Annotated in this window: 14 protein-coding genes, 1 tRNA gene and 1 CRISPR repeat array; of the genes, 7 read left to right on the top strand and 8 right to left on the bottom strand. The window is 48.9% G+C overall.

What is annotated here, in order from left to right; all coding sequences use genetic code 11:
- Positions 1 to 59 precede the first annotated feature (59 nt).
- The gene (gene gndA, locus BOCO_RS04580) at positions 60 to 1526 is read left to right on the top strand and encodes an NADP-dependent phosphogluconate dehydrogenase (RefSeq protein WP_094722973.1); all 1467 of its coding nucleotides are present in this window, start codon (positions 60 to 62) and stop codon (positions 1524 to 1526) included.
- A 211-nt stretch (positions 1527 to 1737) separates the two neighbouring features.
- On the opposite strand, the gene pgl is transcribed toward gndA, so the two are convergent.
- The 3 genes from pgl to zwf are packed head-to-tail and all read right to left on the bottom strand — an operon-like array spanning position 1738 to position 5106.
- On the bottom strand, positions 1738 to 2526 hold the full coding sequence (pgl, locus tag BOCO_RS04575; RefSeq protein WP_094722867.1) for a 6-phosphogluconolactonase: 789 nt from the start codon (positions 2524 to 2526) through the stop codon (positions 1738 to 1740).
- Between the two features lie 25 nt (positions 2527 to 2551).
- Positions 2552 to 3538 carry a glucose-6-phosphate dehydrogenase assembly protein OpcA gene (locus tag BOCO_RS04570; RefSeq protein WP_094722866.1) on the bottom strand — a complete coding sequence of 329 codons (987 nt, stop codon included), beginning with the start codon at positions 3536 to 3538 and terminating at the stop codon, positions 2552 to 2554.
- A complete protein-coding gene (gene zwf / locus BOCO_RS04565; protein ID WP_094722865.1) occupies positions 3535 to 5106 on the bottom strand; it encodes a glucose-6-phosphate dehydrogenase in 1572 nt (523 codons plus the stop codon). Before zwf ends, BOCO_RS04570 begins: the two co-directional genes overlap by 4 nt.
- Positions 5107 to 5282: 176 nt before the next feature.
- Here zwf and BOCO_RS04560 point away from each other — a divergent pair, with 176 nt between their 5' ends.
- Positions 5283 to 6047: an HD domain-containing protein gene (locus tag BOCO_RS04560; RefSeq protein WP_244568735.1), complete on the top strand. Its 765-nt coding sequence runs from the start codon at positions 5283 to 5285 to the stop codon at positions 6045 to 6047.
- Between the two features lie 23 nt (positions 6048 to 6070).
- Here BOCO_RS04560 and BOCO_RS04555 read toward each other — a convergent pair whose 3' ends face one another.
- Positions 6071 to 7024 carry an ATP-grasp domain-containing protein gene (locus BOCO_RS04555; RefSeq protein ID WP_094722864.1) on the bottom strand — a complete coding sequence of 318 codons (954 nt, stop codon included), beginning with the start codon at positions 7022 to 7024 and terminating at the stop codon, positions 6071 to 6073.
- Positions 7025 to 7280: 256 nt separating this feature from the next.
- Between BOCO_RS04555 and BOCO_RS04550 the strand changes: the two genes are divergently transcribed.
- On the top strand, positions 7281 to 7817 hold the full coding sequence (locus BOCO_RS04550; RefSeq protein WP_094722863.1) for an NADPH-dependent FMN reductase: 537 nt from the start codon (positions 7281 to 7283) through the stop codon (positions 7815 to 7817).
- A 29-nt stretch (positions 7818 to 7846) separates the two neighbouring features.
- Here BOCO_RS04550 and BOCO_RS04545 read toward each other — a convergent pair whose 3' ends face one another.
- The 4 genes from BOCO_RS04545 to BOCO_RS04530 all read right to left on the bottom strand — a co-directional run bounded on the left by BOCO_RS04545 (position 7847) and on the right by BOCO_RS04530 (position 12459).
- Positions 7847 to 8671 (bottom strand): ATP-binding cassette domain-containing protein, encoded by an 825-nt coding sequence (locus tag BOCO_RS04545; RefSeq protein ID WP_094722862.1) that lies wholly within the window; start codon positions 8669 to 8671, stop codon positions 7847 to 7849.
- Positions 8668 to 9954, bottom strand: coding sequence for an ABC transporter permease (locus BOCO_RS04540; protein ID WP_094722861.1), 1287 nt, complete (start codon positions 9952 to 9954; stop codon positions 8668 to 8670). Before BOCO_RS04540 ends, BOCO_RS04545 begins: the two co-directional genes overlap by 4 nt.
- Before the next feature lie 297 nt (positions 9955 to 10251).
- The gene (locus tag BOCO_RS04535; protein WP_094722860.1) at positions 10252 to 11688 is read right to left on the bottom strand and encodes a DHA2 family efflux MFS transporter permease subunit; all 1437 of its coding nucleotides are present in this window, start codon (positions 11686 to 11688) and stop codon (positions 10252 to 10254) included.
- 120 nt (positions 11689 to 11808) lie between these two features.
- Entirely contained in the window at positions 11809 to 12459 is a 651-nt protein-coding gene (locus BOCO_RS04530) for a MarR family winged helix-turn-helix transcriptional regulator (protein ID WP_094722859.1), read from the bottom strand.
- Positions 12460 to 12732: 273 nt separating this feature from the next.
- On the opposite strand from BOCO_RS04530, the gene BOCO_RS04525 reads away from it, so the two are divergent.
- The 4 genes from BOCO_RS04525 to BOCO_RS04510 all read left to right on the top strand — a co-directional run bounded on the left by BOCO_RS04525 (position 12733) and on the right by BOCO_RS04510 (position 21349).
- Positions 12733 to 16500: a DEAD/DEAH box helicase gene (locus BOCO_RS04525; protein ID WP_244568734.1), complete on the top strand. Its 3768-nt coding sequence runs from the start codon at positions 12733 to 12735 to the stop codon at positions 16498 to 16500.
- 136 nt (positions 16501 to 16636) lie between these two features.
- Positions 16637 to 16710, top strand: a tRNA-Gly gene (locus BOCO_RS04520).
- 261 nt (positions 16711 to 16971) lie between these two features.
- Positions 16972 to 17366: a CRISPR direct-repeat array (repeat unit 29 nt; unit sequence GTGTTCCCCGCACCCGCGGGGATGATCCC).
- A gap of 756 nt (positions 17367 to 18122) precedes the next feature.
- Positions 18123 to 18392 (top strand): 30S ribosomal protein S15, encoded by a 270-nt coding sequence (gene rpsO / locus BOCO_RS04515; RefSeq protein WP_094722858.1) that lies wholly within the window; start codon positions 18123 to 18125, stop codon positions 18390 to 18392.
- A gap of 269 nt (positions 18393 to 18661) precedes the next feature.
- The gene (locus BOCO_RS04510; protein ID WP_094722857.1) at positions 18662 to 21349 is read left to right on the top strand and encodes a polyribonucleotide nucleotidyltransferase; all 2688 of its coding nucleotides are present in this window, start codon (positions 18662 to 18664) and stop codon (positions 21347 to 21349) included.
- The last annotated feature ends 98 nt before the right edge of the window (positions 21350 to 21447 follow it).

Genomic DNA, 21447 nt, shown 5'->3' with positions numbered 1-21447 from the left:
CTTAGGTTTAAGGAGTGAGATTGGATATTCCCGCCCAGCCCTCGGAAAGGTGGTCTGATATGACACAAGCAGTAGCGAACATTGGTGTGGTTGGCTTGGCGGCGATGGGAGCTAGTCTTTCTCGCAATTTAGCGCGGCATGGTAATACAGTGGCTGTATTCAACCGCCATTATTCGCGTACTCAGACTCTCATCAGTAAACACGGTGATGAAGGCACATTTGTGCCAGCGCAGTCCTTAGAAGAATTCGTAGGATCTTTGGTAAAACCACGTACAGCTATCATCATGGTCAAAGCTGGTGGACCCACAGATGACATGATCGACGCTCTTGCTGATCTCATGGAGCCGGGCGATATCATCGTCGATGCGGGCAATGCTTACTTCAAAGATACGATTAGGCGAGAAAAGGCTATTCGTGCTCGTGGGTTGCATTTCGTTGGTTGTGGTGTTTCAGGTGGCGAAGAGGGAGCCCTATTGGGGCCGTCGATGATGCCTGGTGGTACCGATGAATCTTGGAACACCTTAGGGCCAATCCTCAAGTCAATTGCTGCCCAGGCCGAGGGTGAGCCTTGTGTGACGCATATTGGAACTGATGGCGCTGGTCATTTCGTGAAAATGGTTCACAATGGCATTGAATATGCTGACATGCAGCTTATCGCAGAAAGCTACGACTTAATGCGTCGCGGACTGGGCATGGACCCTGAATCTATTGCGGAGGTCTTCGAAGAATGGGATAAGGGTGACTTAAACTCGTACTTAGTACAAATCACTGCTCAGGTGCTCCGCCATATGGATGCCAAAACCAGTAAACCCTTTATTGACATCGTTACAGATCAAGCAGGCATGAAAGGAACCGGCACATGGACCGTACAGACCGCCCTTGAATTGGGCGTACCTGTTACTGGTATAGGTGAGGCCGTCTTTTCTCGTGGTTTATCTTCAACTCCGCAATTGCGTCAGGAAGCCCAGAACAAGGGCTTAGGCGGCCCTAAGACAGAAGGCGCATACAGTGCTTTGATTGCTGATCCTAAGGAGAAGGAGGCCTTCATCGAAGACATCCGCCAGGCCTTGTATGCTTCCAAGATTGTGGCTTATGCACAGGGATTCAACGAGATGGAAGAGGGAGCTAAGGTCTATGGGTGGAAGCTAGATTTGGGTGCTATCGCCCGTATCTGGCGTGGAGGTTGCATTATTCGTGCCAAGTTCCTCAACCGTATTTCTGACGCTTACGATTCGGGTGAGCAGTTTGGCTCACTCCTCTTCGATCCCTTCTTCAAGAAGGCTGTAGAGGAAGCCCAGGATTCTTGGCGCAGGGTTGTTGCGCGATCAGTTGAGGCCGGTGTACCGGTTCCTGTGTTCTCTTCGTCCTTGGCTTACTATGACGCATTACGGTCTCAGCGCCTGCCTGCTGCTCTGATTCAAGGTCAGCGAGATCTTTTTGGTGCTCACACATACGGGCGTATTGACGAGCCTGGGGCCTTCCATACCTTATGGGCTGGTGATGGGTCTGAAGTTAAACAGGACTAAGTCCGACCTTCAAGAAATGTTGGATCTCTCATAATTTTATTGAGGTTGCGGTGCTGACGATACGGTAAGTCGTCAGCACCGCAACCTCAATAAAATAGTATTTTTGGATTGTTTCGTTTGACCTACTGTCTTACTTAGCTATTGCTGCCAGCTACAGTTATCTGAGATACCACTGCATCTGTCTACGACAACGAATGTCTGAGACTAGCTGTTATTGCAAGAGAGAAGCCGCATCACGGTCTAGCAGCCACAGTGTCTCTTCCCGTCCTTGCCCATAAGAAGAAGGAACATGTGGATCGTCGTGCACTGACAGAGCTGCTCGGACTGCGTTTGCTTTTTGAGTTGTCGAGGTAAAAATCCACACTTTACGAGTTCTGCGAATGCATGGAACCGTGAGACTCATACGAAGCGGAGGTAGTTTGGGAGAGTGGCTCACGCCGACAACATTAATCTGAGGGTCGTCTAACTCAGCCTCACCATGGTCTGGGAAGAGAGAAGCAAAATGGCCGTCTGGACCTACTCCAAAGATAGCTAGATCGAAACTAGGTTCTTCTCCCAATTCGTTAACAAGCTCTTTGTTGTATGCCTGTGCAGCCAGCAAGAGGGCACGATCATTGTCTGCATCGCTCGCCTCTTGTATTTGTTGTGGTTCACGTAAGTCTACTGGCATTTCATGTACGTTGGATTTCGGGAGGAGTCCTTGTTGTATAAGGCTCCCGAACCAGGCATCGCGAGCTTGCCCGGCATTACGGTCTTCGTCCTCCGGGGGGACAAATCGCTCATCGCTCCACCAGAGGTGGACGCGCTCCCAGTCCACGCTCTTGCTCAGTATGCTGGCCTGCATCATGCTGTAGATGTCATTAGCATCAGTTCCACCAGTGAGTGCTACGTTCACGCGGTCTTGAACTGCCAAGCAATCGCCTAACTCGAGCAATATGCGATCGGCTGTTGCTTCGCTTAACATGGCAGCAGTTGGATAGGTAATTACGTGACGATTCATGATGACTCCTTGTGACTGGTGCAGGTCAGTTGTGGGAAACTAAGTCCCAGCCTTGCGAGATAACTTCAGCGTACAGTTCGTCGGGATCAAGTCGTCCCAACTCCTCATTCAAGCAGTCGCTGTCAGATCGCAATGGCAGCGAAACAGTCTGGTCTACTTGGTTAGGTTGGTGGATAACAGCATGGTCACTTTCTAGACGATCCATACCAAGTTCTCCATCTTCGCGGGTGAAGTAGACTCCGGTTATGGCCTGTGCATCAGGAGTGCGTTCCACAGTAACAGGTACCTGTAGCTTTAAAGCCAGCCAGGAAGCAAGGAGTTCCAAAGGCAAATAATTGCTTTGCCCGCAAACTCGCACTGATTGGACTGGCAGGTGAGGAGGTTGATCGAGAATTGAAGCCAGCATGGCCCTCCAGACAGTTATACGTGTCCACGATAGATCAACGTCGGCAGGTTGTATATGCTGGCGCAGTTCAGCTACGGTGTCTGCTGGGTTGGCGGATTTTTGGGCATCAGTGATGCGACTTGTTGATTTCTCTCCCAGGGGAGTGTTTGAAGGATCAGCAGGAGCTTCGCTGGGCCACCACGTTACTACTGGAGCGTCTGGTACCAGCAGAGGAATGACGAGAGCATCCAGATGGTCGAGAAGCTTGTTGACCGGTGCAAGCACAATGATCTCACCTGCACCTGCGTCGGCTCCAAAACGAATCTGTGCATCTAGGGTTCCTGAACCCTGTTTGTCTGGTTGTATCAGCTTGTAGCAATCAGGATCAGAGTTGACTGTTGACTGTTCCGAAAGTGTTTGCGTGTCAGTCACAATCGCAATTACCCTGCAAGGATGTTCTCGACTTGCTGCATTGACAGTAGCCAAGGCTGTTTCCAAATCAGCTTCTCGGGTAGAGATAATAAGCGTGAGAACTCTTCCCAACGCAGCTTCTCCACGTTCTACGTGTAGCTCGTCGATTTCGTGGGAAATGGCAGCGGTTGTGGTATTAGGCATTGTTACAATCATGGCATCCTCCAATGGTATCCATCTGCTGCCAGCATTTGGTCTGCTTGGGCTGGACCCCATGTTCCTGCCCTGTAAGGCTCTGGCTGCCCTAGCGTAGACCAGTATTCTTCTATGGGGTCCAAAATCTTCCAAGACAGGTCCACTTCTTCAGTGGTGGGGAAGAGGGGTGGGTCTCCTAAAAGCACATCGAGGATCAAACGTTCGTATGCCTCTGGCGATGCTTCAGTAAAAGAGCTTCCATATGAGAAGTCCATATTCACGTCGCGTACTTCCATGGCTGAGCCAGGAGTTTTAGCGCCGAAACGCAAGGTAACGCCTTCATCAGGCTGTACTCGTATGACTATGGCGTTAGAGCCAAGTTCTCGGGTTGCTGTGGCATCGAAGGGTAGGTGGGGGGCACGTTTGAAAACTACAGCGATTTCACTGGTACGCTTACCTAGACGCTTACCGGTTCTCAGATAGAAAGGCACGCCAGCCCAGCGGCGAGTATCGATGTTGAGACGTATGGCAGCATAGGTTTCGGTCGTTGATTGAGGGTCAATGCCTTGTTCTTCCAGATAGCCAACTACAGGCTCTGAGCCTTGCCAGCCTGCTGAGTACTGGCCACGAGCAGTATGAAGTCCTAAGTCTTTTGGCAGGCGGACAGCAGAAAGAACCTTTGTTTTTTCTGCTGTAAGATCTGCGGCCGCGAATGAGACTGGTTCTTCCATGGCAGTGAGAGCCATCAGCTGAATGAGATGGTTTTGAATCACGTCTCGGGCGGCTCCAATACCATCGTAATACCCTGCTCGCCCTCCGATTCCCATGTCTTCGGCCATAGTAATCTGTACGTGGGAAACGTAATTGGCGTTCCACACAGGTTCGAACATCATGTTGGCAAAACGCAAGGCCAGAATGTTTTGTACTGTCTCCTTGCCCAGGTAATGATCAATTCGGAAGACGGAGTCAGGTTCAAAAACTTCGGAGACTACACGGTCTAGTTCTTTGGCTGAAGCCAGATCATGTCCAAATGGTTTCTCAATGATGACTCGTTTCCATGCACCAGGTACTGAATGTGACAGACCAGAGGCTGCCAGCTGCTCGGCAACAATTGGGAAATCCTTAGGCGGGATAGACATGTAGAAGGCGTGGTTGCCACGTGTGCCCCTGTCGCGGTCCAGTTCAGAAACTGCTTGGGAAAGTTTGCGGAAGGCTTCAGGATCATCGAAGTTTCCAGTCACAAACCGCATACCTTCTGCAAGGTGCTTCCATGTTGCTTCGTTAAAAGGTGTACGGCAGTGGGCACGAACGTTTTCCTCTGCAAAAGCAGCAAACTGTTCTTTGGACCATTCCCTGCGTCCGAATCCAATCAACCCAAATGACGCCGGCAGAAGACCACGATTGGCGAGGTCATAGACGGCGGGAAGGAGTTTCTTCTTCGCTAAATCGCCGGTAACCCCGAAGATCACAAGAGAACTTGGGCCTGCGATACGCGGCATACGTAAATCCCTATGGTCAAGTAGTGGGTTGGACCACTGCTTGTCCCCTGCTGACCTGCCTTCATCAGTTGATGATTGTAGACTTTCCATGAATGCTCCTCGCAACGGTCTTTACTCTGATTCTAGTGCTGTCTGAAATTGAATCAAGCTTAAGGCGTACTTAAATTGTAAATAGATCGAGATATGTGAGATTGAGAACGTATTTCAAACAGCTTATCCCAGTGCAGGCACGGCATAAGTGTTTACACAACAGCTTAAGGACCAGGTTGGCACCTACCATAGAAAGTATGATTCCTACTGTTCAGATGGCTGAGGAGCTGCATAGCAAGTATGCGCCCTCGCAGGCAGCCTACAACTTGATCCATACCCACTGCGTGATCATTGCCAGTCTCAGTAAGGAGCTAGCTCAGCAGGTGAATGCGCACTATAAGGCAGTCCAAGCAAAGAGCGTATACGAGCCAGCAAAACACGATCACTCCCAGGATGGACCCGAGGGCAAGGGCGCGGCTTCTCCTAGGCTTAGTGGGCATCACCACGACTTGGCTGTTCCTCAACGTGAGTTGGATGTCGACTTAGTATATTTAGGTGGCCTCTTGCATGACATTGGCACATACAAAATCCTCGCTTCTGATGGAGCAGAAGGTAGACCTCTTGCTTTCGATCATCATTATATTCAGCACGGGATTGCTGGCTATGAGTTACTCAAAGATGAAGGAGTGGACGAGTCAATTGCCCAGTTTGCGCGAAATCACACGGGAGTTGGACTCGCCCGCCAGCAGGTCCAAGAAGAGCACTTGGATATACCGGTAGACGACTACCTTCCTCAAAACTTAGAACAAGAGCTGGTGATGTATGCAGACAACTACCACAGTAAACATCAACCGCCTATTTTTGTCAGTGAACAAACTGCTGCAAAGCGCACTGCTCGTTTTGGTGATGACAATTTGCAACGTTGGCGGATGCTAGTAACAAAGTACGGTGTGCCTGATGTAGCTCCTCTTGCTCAACAGTATGGGATGGCTATCGTTTAAAGACCTTGCTTTGTAAAATCTGCTTAACGGTCGTTCAGGAAACTCGCGTAGCGGTGCGCAAATTCTTGAACCATCCAAGGGTCTGGCTGCCAGTTATGCTCGTTTAATGTAGTAGCAGTGTGCTGGCTGCTGGACACAGCATTCACAAACGCTTCCATTCCAGTTGCTCCATAGTCATATGCTGCTGAACACCAGAGAGGGTTGCACTCCAAGACTATTGGTTGCCCTTTTCTGTGATCTTCAGTGAATGCCAGATCTAAAGTTGCATTCTGCAATCCTGTTATTTGGGCTACTTGCAGGGCTACTTCTTCGACTTTATTTCGGTTAGTGTCCAGGAAAGGTGCGCCATCAAAAATGGAGGTGACCTGTTGACTCCCAGCAGGCTGGTGCACGCAATAGCCAGAAGTTGCTACTGGTAGCCCGCCTGCGACAACAACTCTCCACTCTTCCGTGATGCTCTCAACTTGGCTACTCAGTTGAATGAGAGAGTCTGCGGGAGCGTGACTCACGTCTTTCTGGAGTTGTTCCAAATTACGGCGGGCAGCGCGAAAGGCAGTGACCCTGCCCTGAGCAAGTTGTGACCAAGGTTGGTTACCAACTTCTTCTGGTAAGTGCTTCCAGCTAGCAATTTCGCTGACTGGTGCCACACATACCTGTCGGCCTGCAAGCGTAGGTGCGCTTGAGGCAAGTTGTGACAACCAATAAGGCGAAGGGGCTGGTAGGTGAAGGGGTTGCCTGCATTGAGTTTGCAACCATGATTGGTGGGCAATGAGTAGACCTGGAGCAATCCACAAGCCATCCGCTTGGCCTATATGTTCTACTGGTGCTAAGCCATTATATGAGCGGATCTCCCAAATAGAGGGCTGGCCTGCCTGTGCCAACGTGTCAGTGATAGTTTGCCCCACCCAGGCATGCGGGGAAACAACTTGGAAGACTTTGGTCTGTCTATCTATCATGATGTGGTTGTTGTGTGACATAATTCACCTTCTGTCAATGTCATATCAGAATTGCTGTACAGCCCCATTAGTCCTGTTACGAGTATGAGTTTTAGCTTTTGTGGTCTGACTCTATGAAAAACAGTATTTGCCCCGTAGGCGCAATGCGTGACGGCAGGCCCCAACGCCGATAAGCTAAATATCAGCATGACTCTTTCTGTGTTGTGGTAAGTATGAGCCAGGCGAAGTACCATTTCAGCTGCTCTGGCAGCGACATACTCTTATAAGGGGAGTGCATATGACAACCATCGCTGTATTCGTAGGATCTTTGCGTAAAGAGTCCTTTAACAAGAAACTCGCTCAAGGTATCGAACGTCAGTTGCCAGAGGGAGTTAAGTTTGAGTATGCAGACTTGGATTTGCCCCTGTATAACCAAGACAATGAAGACGTTTTACCCGCTAAGGTGCAGGCGCTTAAGCAGCTTGTCGAGCGGGCAGACGGGGTTCTTTTTGTGACTCCTGAGTACAACAGAGGCTATCCCGGAGTTTTGAAGAATGCTATCGATTGGGCTTCGCGTCCTTGGGGACAAAGTTCATTTGCTGGTAAACCTGCCGCAATTGTAGGTGCTAGTTCCGGTGGCTTAGGCACTTCTCAAGCTCAAGCTGCCTTACGCAACGTTGCATTATTCCTAGATATGAAACTGATGGGCCAGCCCGAGGTTTACTTTAACTCCTCTACTGGGTTAGACCAACAGGGCAATATTGCTGACAACTCCGTGGAGTTTATCCACGGATATGCCCAGACGTTTGCTAAGTTTGTGGAGGCAAATCGCTAAACAGCGCTTTCCTATGTAGACCCCTACTGTCAGTCAATAAGATAAACCTGATTGTAGGGGTTTTCTTGTGGCTCTTGGCAGCTAGCTACAATAACCGCACAGTCATGGCGTTTAGCAGCTTTCGTTAGTAGGTTGAAAATGATTTCCTGCTCCTGAGTTTTGAGTCCAATCATAGGTTCTTGAGCAAGGAGTACATCGCCTTCGCAGCAAACTGCCCGGGCCAGGGCGGCACGCATGTAGTCAAGACGTGTAAGCTCATGTACGGACTTGTGCTCAAGGCGCTCAGGGAAGTTCATTTCCGCTAAGAGTTCATGAGCTAGGACATCTTTGGGCTTCAAGAATGTGCGTCCAGAAGCGTCCATGGTATATATCAGGTTGTCTATGGCACTCAAGTCTGTGCGCAGAGTATCATGAGCAAAGATAACACCTAACTGATGCCCCCGGTAATCCCAAGCCTCAATTTGGCGAATATCTGTGCCTCGGTAGAGCACACTGCCCTCTTGGGGAGCCATGAGACCGCTCATTACTGCAACCAGTGCAGAAAGTTGCTCTGGAGAATGCAGCTGCACATAGTGTGTTCGGCGGATCCTAAATGCCAGGTCTACATCATCGAGCAAAAGGTCCAAGGAGTTTTTTACTTGCGCAGGAAGGCTGACATGACGTAATTCTAGGACCGGATACCCGCTCGGAACCGGAACGTCTGCCTCATTGAGACTAGGAGTGAGAGCAGATAACAGGTCTTCATCACCATCTGGATTATCCGAAATATCAATGCTCTCGTCTTCAATAATGACCTTGAACTCTGGGCCTTCTTCTGTATTCAGAGTTGGTGTTTCCTTGTCGCTGTCGCTCATGCTGTCTCCTTAGAGTCAGTGTCAGAAGTATGGGGCAATGGTGTAACCGGTGCGTATAAGCGTGAAGTTCTAAAAGCAGCTGCATATAAGCTAGCCAGCATAGCGAGAATCGCACATACTAAGAAGCCCAATCCGACTACCTGCCAGAGAGTAGAAAGTGCTGGAGTCTGTCGGATACCCGGTAGGGACGTCGCAGATCTTACCGCCAGTGGACTTAAGGCCGAACCAGCACCAATACCAAGTGCAAGACCTGGAAGGGTGATGATGAGTGTTTCGAGGGCCAGCTGCCAACCGATTCGTGGCTTAGTTACACCTATAGCTATGGCCATTGCGAGTTCGTTGCCGCGTTGCATTAATCCAAATGCAAGCCAGGCGAGAGCTAGGATGGCTCCGAAGACCAAGATAGCTATCAAAGCCATTCTGACTTTGCTGGCTACCTTGTGCAAGGGTTCGATAGAATTATTGTAATCTCTTAGGCTAGGGGAATTGACCTCATATTGCTTTTGATTGAGGCCGCTCTTACTGAGGTTTTCTTTGAAGCTGTCATATGCGGCAGGGCTGGATAGTTGGAAAACCACTTTGAGGTCATGCCCTGGGTCACCAGGTTTGCTTGCTTGATCAAAACCGTGAGAACCGAAAGTGGTGAAACTAGAATAAACAGCGTTTGTGGATGGACCTGAAGATGTCTTGTTGGCCGGTTTGTAGATACCTGCTACCTTAACTTCAATTGTCTTGTTGGGGTCCTTTGGGTCTTCCATGCTCAGTTGAGATCCCGGCTTGAGTTTGTTGGCCGAAGCTAGTGCTTGGGAGACTAGGACGCTATCTGAGGAATTATTTGAGAAGTCGATATTACTGCCGTTAGTGCGTGTAATTGATCCGTAGGGGCCCTTGTCTATAGCTGTAGCATCTGAAAGTCCAACTAATTGCAAGTCTTGAGACTGTGATCCAACAGCATGAATATTACGGAACTTAGCAGGTGCTGTCTCGTAATAGTAGACATTGAATTGGTTGCCAGTCATCTGTAGGCCTTGAGCATAGGCTGAATACTGCTCCCATCCCAAGGGTCGAGCAGTTTTACCGTTTCCGAGGCCATTAGCTTTGGGGCTGATGACTGCGTCAACGCGTTGTGTGTCATAGATAGTGGTCTGTGCATCTTTGTCGGTTTGCATGATGAACAGGCCTACTACAGTAGACGCACTTACTGCTACACAAATGATAAGGAACGTTATATTGCGTGCCTTAGCTCGTGTAATTGCTCTCCATGCGTTCTTCAGGACGAACATGGCATCCTTCCCACTTCTCTGGGCTGTCTGTTTCTAGGTACTCATCACCACCGTGAGAGTGCAGAAGACAGTTCAGTTGTTTACGCCTTACCAGTACGACTGCCAGTGTATCGGTTTGGGTTCCCAAACCACTGATACAAGTCTAGTGTTCATGGGTTGAAATGTTTTTGAATAATTGATGGAAAGATACCGACTGTATGGTGAGAGCCCTGTCTCCAAGGGAAGACAAGGCTCAGAACTTGTTGTTAGAGTAGTAGGTCTACTCTAAGGGGCAAAGCTGTGACGGTTACTTAATTTTCACTCAGTCGTTGCTTCTTCATGCGTATGAGAGAAGTTTTTGACTGTTAGTGAAACAGCAAGAGCAGCTACGATTAAAACCACTGTAAACCAGAGGCCAAAGTGGACTCCATTGGTAAAAGCCTGAGCTGGCGTTCCGTTAGCGGAGTGTGCCTCACCCATAGCTAGTAGGCTTGTAGTAATAGCAGTTGCGACGGCGCCTACTATTTGCTGCATAGTGTTGATAATAGTTGAACCGTCGCCAGACTGTGATGGGCTCAAGGAATTCAGTGCATACGTTTGTGCTGGAGACATAGCCAGAGGGCATCCAATCATAAGGACGATATGTGCAGCAACGACAAAAGCGGTGGGGCTATGGCTGCTGGTGAATATGAGCATCAGAGCGCCAATAAGAGCAATAACAAATCCTGCCCGTATAGGCCATTTTGCGCCGAAACCATCGTAAAGACGTCCAGCAGCAGCAGAGACTAAAGCATTAACTATGCCTCCTGGCAGCATGAGAATACCCGTCATAGCCACTGGTAGTAAGAGACCACTTTGGAGGTACTGAGGCAAAAGGTACATCGAAGATAAGATCACAGCAAAGTCCAACATGACTAGGCAAGCACCTGAACGGAAAGCTGGAATACTGAAGATTCGTAAGTTGAGTACAGGCTCTTGTGCATTCAACTGACGGTGTGCATAGCAGACCAAGACAACAATGGCGACCACCAGAATACATAGTGTTACTGGCGAGAGCCAGCCAAACTTACTGGACATGCTCACGCCAGTCACTAAGCCTCCAAAGCCAACAATGGATTCGACGATAGAGAGTAGGTCGATATGAGGGCGGGTAATGTTTCCAACGTTGTTGAGGAAGAAGATGGCAAGTACAAGTGCGATAGCTAAGAAAGGAGTAAAGAACCAGAAAACCCAGTTCCAAGTGAGTTTGCCTAGGATAATGCCGGTAAGAGTTGGTCCTATAGCAGGAGCGAACATAATAACTAAGGCACACATGCCCATAACTGTTCCCAACTTAGCGGGTGGGAACATGAGCATGGCCACAGTAAACATCAGTGGAAGAATAAGACCCGTGCCGATGCCTTGAATGAGTCGTCCAATCAAGAGCATAGAGAAGGATGAAGTGGGTGCTAAGGCTGAAATAATTGAGCCGGCCAGGAAGGCAGACAACCCAAAGATGACGGTTTGGCGGGTGGTAAACCACTTGCCAATGAGACTTGAAAAGGGTAAGACGATGCCAATGATGAGCATATAGCCAGTCACCAGCCACTGAATGGTTGCAGCAGGAACGTTGAATGCCTGCATTAAGTTAGGCAAAGCGATGTTGAGAGAAGTTTCACTTAACATTCCTACGAAGGCACCAATCATCAATGCAGCAATAGCGAGCCATGGATGATTTATATGAGGGTGTGTTGTGGCTGTCTGTTTACTTACCATGATTCTCCTCTAATATTCTGTACTAAGACAGCCTGTCACGTTACAGAAAAATTTGAGTTTTCGTAAGTTGGCGAGTCATGTAAGCTCTTCTTTGCTGTGGCTCCAGGCAACCTAGCAATTTCAATTCCATGATTCCTGCCCCATACTTCTCCTATAATGCTGGAAGTAATCGATTGGGGCTCGGTTGCAGGCATGATGGCGGTTGTGCATTAATGCAGCAATAGTATGACGTCTCTGTTCGAGGCGCTCGCGATATTCAGGCAAGTGCTCTTCCATGGAGGCTGCAAGTTTTTCGAGAAGCCTATTGAGTTCAGTTAATTCCTCAGAGTCCAGCGCATCAAAAATGCCCGCATAGTCTGGGTTTTGCTCTCTAAGCTTCTCAGCCTGCTGTTGGCCGGCTTGGGTGAGGTGTACTACCATTCGTCGGCGGTCTTCTGGATGAGGCTCTCGAGTTACGTATCCAGATCGCTCTAGTTTTGCGATGAGCTCACCGAGTGCTTGTTTGCTCATCCCCAACATATACCCAAGATCTCGTTGCTCAATCTCTGGTTTGAGTGCCAAAATTGCTAACACTCTCCCTTGTCCCCGGTAACGCGATGAAGGAACGTGCGCTTGTTTGTGGTCTGCTGACATTTGGTTACGATTGGTAAATGGATCATGTTCATAGTTACTGTAGGGTAGACGGAGTAACCGTGAAATTTCATGGAAGCGCTCCATAATTTGTATCTTCACTTGATCTGTTTGATCGTACGATTCTGAGAAATCTTTCATCGTGTGCTCCTGTCGTTTGAGGGTTTGGATAGTACAGTTGTGCTGAAAAAGCTTGATGCATGATTCTCGGCATAACCATTATCTTCAATGGTAAGGTACCTTACTATGATTTATTGTACTCCCAACAACTATATAGTCAAGTACCTTACTCACTGGTTGTCTGTCCACTGGCAAACCCAATGAGTACAAACTTGCGCTCAGAGCCATTGTGTAAGCGTGGCGTATAAAAACGCGGTAATGTAAAAGGTTGCGATTGAATGAAAGGTGGGAAATTTGGATTGGCACGCTTCTGTGTACGGAGCCAGAGCTGGACGAGAGAATAGACGGGGATTCGATATTGATGATGATAGCTACGATTACGCAGAGGTGGATTCAGAAGGTAAGGCTTTTGGTCGCATAGAAACAGTTTCTGAGGCTGAACTCAAGCGTTTGGGCAGGGGGGCTTACTACAGGGCATACGAAGTTGTGCAGTCTAAGCACTTGCGTTCACTGTCCTGCCGGGCTGAAGGCAGAGAACTTCACCTTAGCGGATCAGTGGAAAACAGTTATCAGCTTTCGGATGATTATCAGGTTAATGCCGACGTAGATATTGCTTCAGCTACTGTCAGTTCATCTTTTTGCACTTGCCCGGCGTATGGAAGATTAGGAGCAGTATGCAAGCATGTTGTTGCTCTCATCATGATGTATAACGAGTCTCCTGACCTTTTTGAACATACGGGCCAATCGGTCAGCACTGCTCATCGGACAACATCTCGCGATTTGCAGGACTTTATGCTTGAGGCCAGCAGGGAAGCGCAGCGTCAGCGTAAAGCGCGTGAATTGGCCTTGCTCAAAGAAGTCAACGGTACCGCAGGTGGCAATTTAGAAGTTGCTCCCAATGCTAGTCGTTCTCGACTGGCCATTGGGAGTGTGTATCTCAGGCCAACCTTGTCATATTCTGGCTCAAGCTGGGATTTGCGGCTCCATATTGGAGTACCCACCCGACATATCTCTTATGTGGTAAAAGATATTGATGCTTTACTTGAGTCTGTAAACCAGGGAAGCTTCTATGCCTACGGTCAAAAATTGGCCTTTGTTCATACTCGAGACACGTTCGACCCCATATCTCTCAAGCTCTTTGATATCTTGCAACGCGGTGTGGAGATTCGTTCTAGCGGGCAAGAAGGCATGGTGGGCTATTACAGACAGCATCGCGGTGCCTTGGGACAGCTGTCATTGTCAGAAGAAGAAGTAAGTGATGTGCTTGATCTTTATACTGACACTGGAATAAGTATCGACTACGCGCCGGGTGGGCGTTCGAGCACATTAGCTCACCAAGCACAGGTTAGTAGTATGCAGCCCGATCTAGGGCTGAGTATTGAGCCCGTTTACTCAGAAACTCACACTGACGGTGCACCAGCTCAGATTTCTGGGTATGCCATCCATCATCGCTTGACAGTTGAGCGCTTTGTTGTTGGTCACAGGGTTTCTTTTATGGTTGCTTGGCCAGCAGAGTTCCATAACTATTTGGACGGCGCTCAAATCAGCATATATCGATGTTCTCAAGCTTTGGCGGACAACTACAAGCTTGTTCAAGTGCTTTGTGGACCATCTTCAGGTGAGAATGAGGATACGCCAGGACTCTTCCTTGATCAAGAAGATATGGAAGTGTTCTCCCGCACTGTACTCCCCGTTCTCAGTCCTCAGGTGACTCAGACCGATGATGAAGATGATGAGGCACATACTCCTGTTGACCATCATTCGAGAACGGAAGGGGGGATACCTGCTCTTTTGCCGGCAGAACTGATGAGTATGCGCCGTCTGCCCTGCGTTATTGAGATATATCTTGATCGAGATAGTGAAGGAGTATCCTGCGATCTACAAGCACGGTATGGTGATCAGCGCTTCCATGTTTTCAGCGGCATAGGTCCACATGAACCGGTGATTCGGGATAAAACAACTGAACGTCTAGCTGTAGAGGCGCTACGTCACTATTTCCCTACGCCTGAAGGTATCACTGCCCGAATTGCTGAATCTGATGACAAAGCTATTTATAGGCTTCTTACTGAAGGTTTGCCAGTTCTGCGTAGCCTAGGTGAAGTATATGCAACACCTGCTTTTGATGGATTGACCTTAGACACTCACACCACCGTCAAATTGGGTTTGTCGATTGCTTCGGGTTTGGTCGAGATATCGCCGGTTGCGGACGAAATCGACCCTCAAGAGGTGCCGGCCTTGTTGGAGAGCTACCGCAAACGTCAACGGTTCCATCGGCTGCGCAATGGTGCTTTTGTAGATTTAACTCGTACTGATGTGTCTGTCTTGGATGAAGTTGAAGCAGACATGGGTATTCCTGCTCGCGATTTGGAATCTGGTCCTATCACCGTACCAGCCTATGAGGCTTATTATTGGGATGCTCAAGTAGAAGAGGACCACAAGGATGAAGCATTCAAGGATTACATCAACAATTTGCAAACAGTTGATCCTTCCCGCTACCAGCTTCCAGAAGGACTAAGGGGTGTTCTACGGCCCTATCAGGAGGAAGGTTTCCGTTGGCTGAGCGCAGCCTGTGACAAAGGGTTTGGGGGAATTTTGGCTGATGAGATGGGATTGGGAAAGACTGTTCAGCTACTTTCTTTCCTTGCTTCTCAACTCAAACCGGCCCGTCAACAGGGTCCCAGCCTCATTGTGTGCCCTGCTTCTCTTGTCTACAATTGGGCAGCTGAATGCCAGAAGTTTGTGCCAGATCTCAGGGTTGCTACCGTTGCTGGTAACAAAGCCGAGAGACGTAAGATTGTCTCCCAAGCCACCGGTTATGACCTTCTCATCACATCTTACGATCTCTTGCGCAGGGACATAGGAGACTATGGGCACATACATTTTTATTGTGTGACCCTTGATGAGGCTCAATATATTAAGAATCATGCAACCAAAGCTGCCCAGGCTGTACGTAAATTGCAAGCTCATCATCGGTTTGCCTTAACGGGCACACCTATAGAAAATCGTTTGTCAGAGCTGTGGTCCATTTTCGACTTCCTTATGCCTGGCATATTGGGGTCGTATAGGCGTTTTAGAGAGCGTTTCGAACTACCGATTCTGAGTGGTGACCAGAACGCAGAGAGTAAACTTCAAGCATTTGTTGGGCCCTTTATTCTACGCAGGCGTAAGGCAGATGTGCTAAAGGATCTTCCTGACAAGATCGAAAACGTTATTACTGTGCAGTTACAAGGCGAACAGAGGCGGATTTATGCGGCACTTGAGCAGAAACTCAGGCTGACGCTCAACAAGCAAAAGGATGTCGATTTTAAGAATGAGAAGTTGCAGGTATTGGCTCAACTGACCCGTTTGCGTCAGGCCTGCTGTGACCCGCGTTTGCTGTTTGATAATGTAGGAGAAGGAGTTCCTCAAGCGGCAAAGGTTATAGCTCAAGCGGCTAATAGTCCGAAGACGTTTGGGAAACCAGCTGAAATTGAGAGCATTGCAAGAGAAGAGTTAACAGCTCAAGCCCAGAAATCGGCAAGGTCTGCCCAGCAGATCCCATCAGCAAAATTGGATGCTATCGAAGAACTAGTGGAATCCTGCCAAGATGCTGGACGAAAGATGCTGATTTTCTCTCAGTTCACTTCATACCTGGAACTCATAGCTGAACGCCTGCGGTTGCGTGGTGTCACATATAACGTCATCACCGGAGCAACGCCTAAGAAAAAGCGTTTAGAATTGGTCGACAGCTTTAATTCAGATGACACTCCCGTTTTCCTGATTTCTCTCAAGGCTGGTAATACTGGGCTGAATCTGACAGGTGCGTGTGTTGTAGTTCATGCTGATCCCTGGTGGAATGCGGCTGCTCAAGAACAGGCCAACGACCGAGCTCACCGCATAGGGCAGGAACAGGATGTCAACGTTTACCAAATTGTTGCTCAAGACACTATAGAGGAGCGTATTTTGAGCCTGCAACAGTCCAAATCTGATCTGGCCGCACGATTCGTTGATTCGGCATCTTCCTCTGGTGCTCCAACTATTTCCTCGCTCACAAAAGATGACATTCTCTCCTTGCTGGGGTGAGGTAGGTTAGCATTTTTGTGCACATGAAATATTTGGCTTTGACTGTTGCAGACAGTAGAAACTTTTAGACGCGCCATGCAAGATTGATGCGGAAGGGGAGGGGACTGTGTTATGCTTTTTAGCGAGCACTTGCTTCGCGGATGTAGCTCAATGGTAGAGCCTCAGTCTTCCAAACTGATTACGCGGGTTCGATTCCCGTCATCCGCTCCACATATGTAATTCTGTTCGTCTCAGTCATACTGTTTTTATTGTTGGATGGAGTATGTAATAGCAGTTATGGGTAGTCTTCTGTGTTTTTGTGTAGTAATAAGCACCCCTGTGTTGATATGAGATTGAGAATTACATATGTTTTTGTAGGTTTATACATCTTTGTAAGCTGAGATAAATGGATATTTGTACCATATTGATCAAACTGATAAAAAATCGTTTAAACGAAATTCATGATCCGCGGTATTATTAACTTTGTTAAGTGTGTTCCCCGCACCCGCGGGGATGATCCCTTCATCTACAACAACTCTTTCTTTTTTTTCTGGTGTTCCCCGCACCCGCGGGGATGATCCCTTGGACGAGAGCCAAGTAGCAAAAGGTCACCAGTGTTCCCCGCACCCGCGGGGATGATCCCCCCTTAGACTGCGCAAATTTCCAACCCTTTATGTGTTCCCCGCACCCGCGGGGATGATCCCGGGGTATTTTGGTGGGTCTTGGGATATCAGGAGTGTTCCCCGCACCCGCGGGGATGATCCCAACCAGCTACAAGCACTATTATTATTGACGCTGTGTTCCCCGCACCCGCGGGGATGATCCTAGCTGTTGCACATGGTGTCAGCATCCAAGCTAGTGTTCCCCGCACCCGCGGGGATGATCCTTTGTACTTAATGGAATATTTCCTTTAGGTGAAGTGTTCCCCGCACCTGTGGGGATTGTGTTTGCGCATTTGCTTACAGTTAGCAAATGCGCAAACTTTTATAATAAAACAACCTACTGGTATTGCGTGTTTTGACTCTTAAAGAGGGCGCTCTAGTCGTTTCTGGTATCATGCTAAGTCTCCGTCATTAGTAGAGCAACGATCGGTATTTTCGGTGATCGATTGAAGATAGAACTGGTCACTAGCGTCTACTCTATACTCGGCCTGTCTAGTTGGGTGCTCACGATTTCGTCATTACCCCCATATCGGCTTCAGTAGCTGGTTTCCATGCAGATATAAGCGCAGATTATGCTGCTGATAGCTTTGCCTTGGTTGGTGCGTTAATCATTCAGTCAGCGAGACTGTAGAGAAATTTCCAATATCCCAACCATGTCTGGCGTCTTTTCTGTGCCTTTATCGACCAATATCAACGGTACTATATTCGACAAATTCTGTATATACCTATATACCATTTATTAACCTTATCTCCTAGGTGTTGACTGCAATGACTTCAGTTCTTGCTTCCCATTTGAGTTCATCAAAGGACGTAGCTGTTACAAAATACTTTTAGTAACTGAGTTTTGCGTATATCTCGCAAAACTCCCTATCTCATGACAGGGGAGCGGTGTACAATTGAAACTTGGCGTGAACTCGCCCGCGGATAGAGAGCGCTTCAGCGTAGGGCTGTGGCACCGCGCAACGAGCATAAGGAGAAGTCGTGGCACTGACGACAGAAGAAAAGAATAAGATTGTTGCTGAATATGCGACGCACGAAGGCGACACGGGTTCCCCTGAAGTTCAGGTTGCCCTCTTGAGCAAGCGTATTTCAGACCTCACCGAGCATTTGAAGACTCACCAGCACGACCATCATTCTCGTCGCGGTTTGCTTCTTATGGTTGGCCGCCGTCGCCGTCTGCTGGACTATTTGAAGAAGGTAGACATTGCGCGCTACCGCTCTTTGGTCGAGCGTCTAGGATTGCGCCACTAGTAAACTTCCGCCCGGGCTTCGTGCTCGGGCGCTTTTGCATGCTGACTAATGGAACATAATGAAACAGTGAACAGAAGAGACGTGTTGAGGGATAGCGCCCGGAAGGCGCAGAGTGCCTAGTATTGCTAGGCCGTTGAAACACGTTGCAACACTGCTACGTATGAGGATGACTAGCACACGATTGCAATCAGGTATATTGCGTCCAGCATGTATGAGGATGAATGAAGTAGTAGGAAACAGATAATTAGAAGTAACAAAGGAGGAACCCTATGGAGGGTCCCGAAATAAAGGCTGTAGAAGCCATTATAGATAATGGATCATTTGGCAAGCGCGTGGTGCGCTTCGAGACAGGTCGTCTCGCCCAGCAGGCGGATGGGGCAGTAGCCGCTTATTTAGATGATGATTCGATGGTTCTTTCGACCACCACAGCTGGTTCCAGTCCCAAGGAGAATTACGATTTCTTCCCGCTGACTGTAGATGTTGAAGAAAAGATGTATGCAGCGGGTAAAATCCCTGGCTCCTTCTTCCGCCGTGAAGGCCGCCCCTCGACTGAGGCTGTTCTCGCCTGCCGTTTGATAGACCGCCCCTTGCGTCCGCTCTTCCCTCACACCTTCCGCAACGAAGTTCAGGTTGTTGAGACTGTGCTGGCTCTCAATCCTGAAGATGCATACGATGTTTTGGCTTTGAACGCAGCATCTGCGTCCACTATGATTTCTGGTCTTCCGTTTGAAGGTCCTGTTTCAGGTCTGCGTTTAGCGTTAATTGACGGACAGTGGGTAGCGTTCCCCCGTTGGAGTGAGCGCGATCGTGCTGTTTTCGAGTTAGTTGTAGCAGGGCGAGTAATCGAAGGTGGCGATGTTGCTATCGCTATGATTGAGGCTGGCGCTGGCAAAAATGCTTGGGAGCTCATCTACAACGAAGGCCAGATTAAGCCTGATGAGTCAGTGGTTGCTGATGGTCTTGAAGCTGCGAAGTCCTTCATAAAGGTTCTTTGCCAAGCTCAAAATGACCTCAAAGCTCAGGCAGCTAAGCCAACCAAAGAATTCCAACTCTTCCCCGAATATACCGATGAATTGTATGCAAGGGTTGATCAGATTGCCCACACAGATCTTGATGAAGCCCTCTCTATAGCAGAGAAACTACCCCGGCAAGATCGTATTCATGAGATCAAGGAAAAGGTTCGTGAGACCTTATCCGATGAATTCAGTGACATGGAAGAAAACGAAAAAGACAAGGAGCTCGGTAATGCCTTTAAAGAGCTGCAACGTCACATCGTTCGTCGTCGTATTCTGACTCAGGATTATCGTATCGATGGTCGTGGTTTGCGCGATATTCGCACACTGTCAGCTGAAGTAGATGTTATTCCACGGGTCCATGGTTCCGCTCTCTTCCAGCGAGGAGAGACCCAGGTCTTAGGAATCACTACACTGAACATGCTCAAGATGGAGCAGACAGTGGATGCTCTCTCGGGCCCAGCAACCCGTCGCTACATGCATGATTATGAGATGCCTCCATATTCCACTGGAGAGACTGGCCGCTTGGGCTCTCCGAAGCGTCGTGAAATCGGACATGGCAACTTAGCTGAACGCGCTTTGATTCCTGTGCTGCCGAGTCGCGAAGACTTCCCCTATGCAGTTCGACAGGTATCTGAAGCCATTGGTTCTAACGGTTCCACTTCAATGGGGTCAGTCTGTGCTTCTACGCTTTCCCTGCTTGCTGCCGGTGTACCAATCAAGGCCCCAGTTGCTGGTATTGCTATGGGTCTGGTCACTGGAGAGGTCGATGGTAGGCCTACCTACAAGACTCTGACCGACATTTTGGGCGCTGAAGATGCTTTCGGAGATATGGACTTCAAGGTAGCTGGTACTGCCGAGTTCATTACTGCCCTTCAGCTAGACACAAAGCTTGATGGTATTCCTGCAGATATTTTGGCAGGCGCCTTGCAGCAAGCCAAGGAAGCTCGTACGACCATTCTTGAAGTGATTAACGAATGCATAGACGAGCCAGCTGAGATGAGCCCTCTCGCTCCTCGAATCATCACCACTTCTGTTCCTGTCGATAAGATCGGTGCGGTCATAGGCCCTAAGGGTAAGATGATCAACCAAATCCAGGAAGACACCGGTGCTGAAGTCTCTATTGAGGATGACGGAACTATCTACATTTCATCTGAGGGTGGAGAGGCTGCGGAGAAGGCCAAGGAGACCATCGAACAGATTGTTAATCCCCATATGCCTGAAGCCGGTGAGACCTTCAACGGTAAAGTTGTTAAGACGACAAGCTTTGGTGCTTTCATTAATCTGACTCCAGGAGCTGACGGTCTGCTGCATATCTCGCAGATCCGTAACTTAGCTAATGGTGAGCGTATCGACGCAGTTGAAGACGTGCTCCAAGAAGGAGATGAAGTTCAGGTCGTTGTCCAAGGTGTGGACGATCGCGGCAAGATCTCATTAGCTGTTCCTGGTTTTGAGGATCAGGATTCTAATACGCACAACAGCCATGAGCATTCTGATAGGACCGGGCATCGTGATCACGATCGCGATAGGGGTGGCCGCTATGATCGGCGTGACCGCGAACGCGGCCGTTCTCGTAGCTCTGAGCGATCAAACCGTTACGAGGATGATGCTCCGCTGGCTGATATCGAAGATAACTTTGATTCAGAAAACGAGTTTGCTCATCCTCGTCGCCGTCGTGAAGACCGTGACTATAATCGTGACGATCGAGCAAGCCGTAACCGCGGAGAGCGGTCTAATACTCGTGAGCGCGGTGAGCGTCGGGGTGGTGACCGCCGTCGAGATCGTTCTAATGCTGGACGTGGTGGTTATCGTGGACGTAGAGAAAATCCACGCTATGCAGCTGATGAGCATTACGACGAATATGAGGCAACACGTGAAGAGCGTTCTGAACGTCCTCGTCGCCGTGTTCGCAGGGACTTCAATCCCTTTGACACTGAGGACTAAAGTTCCTTGTAGCAAGCAGTAACGATTCATAGTGCTTGCTACCGCAACTTGTACTACATTGAGCGGTTCCGATTAATTGGTCGGAACCGCTCAATGTA

It is taken from the genome of Bombiscardovia coagulans (assembly GCF_002259585.1).
GTDB lineage: Bacteria > Actinomycetota > Actinomycetes > Actinomycetales > Bifidobacteriaceae > Bombiscardovia > Bombiscardovia coagulans.
Note: the sequence above shows the minus strand (reverse complement) of the source record. Positions and strands in the feature narration are given on the sequence as shown.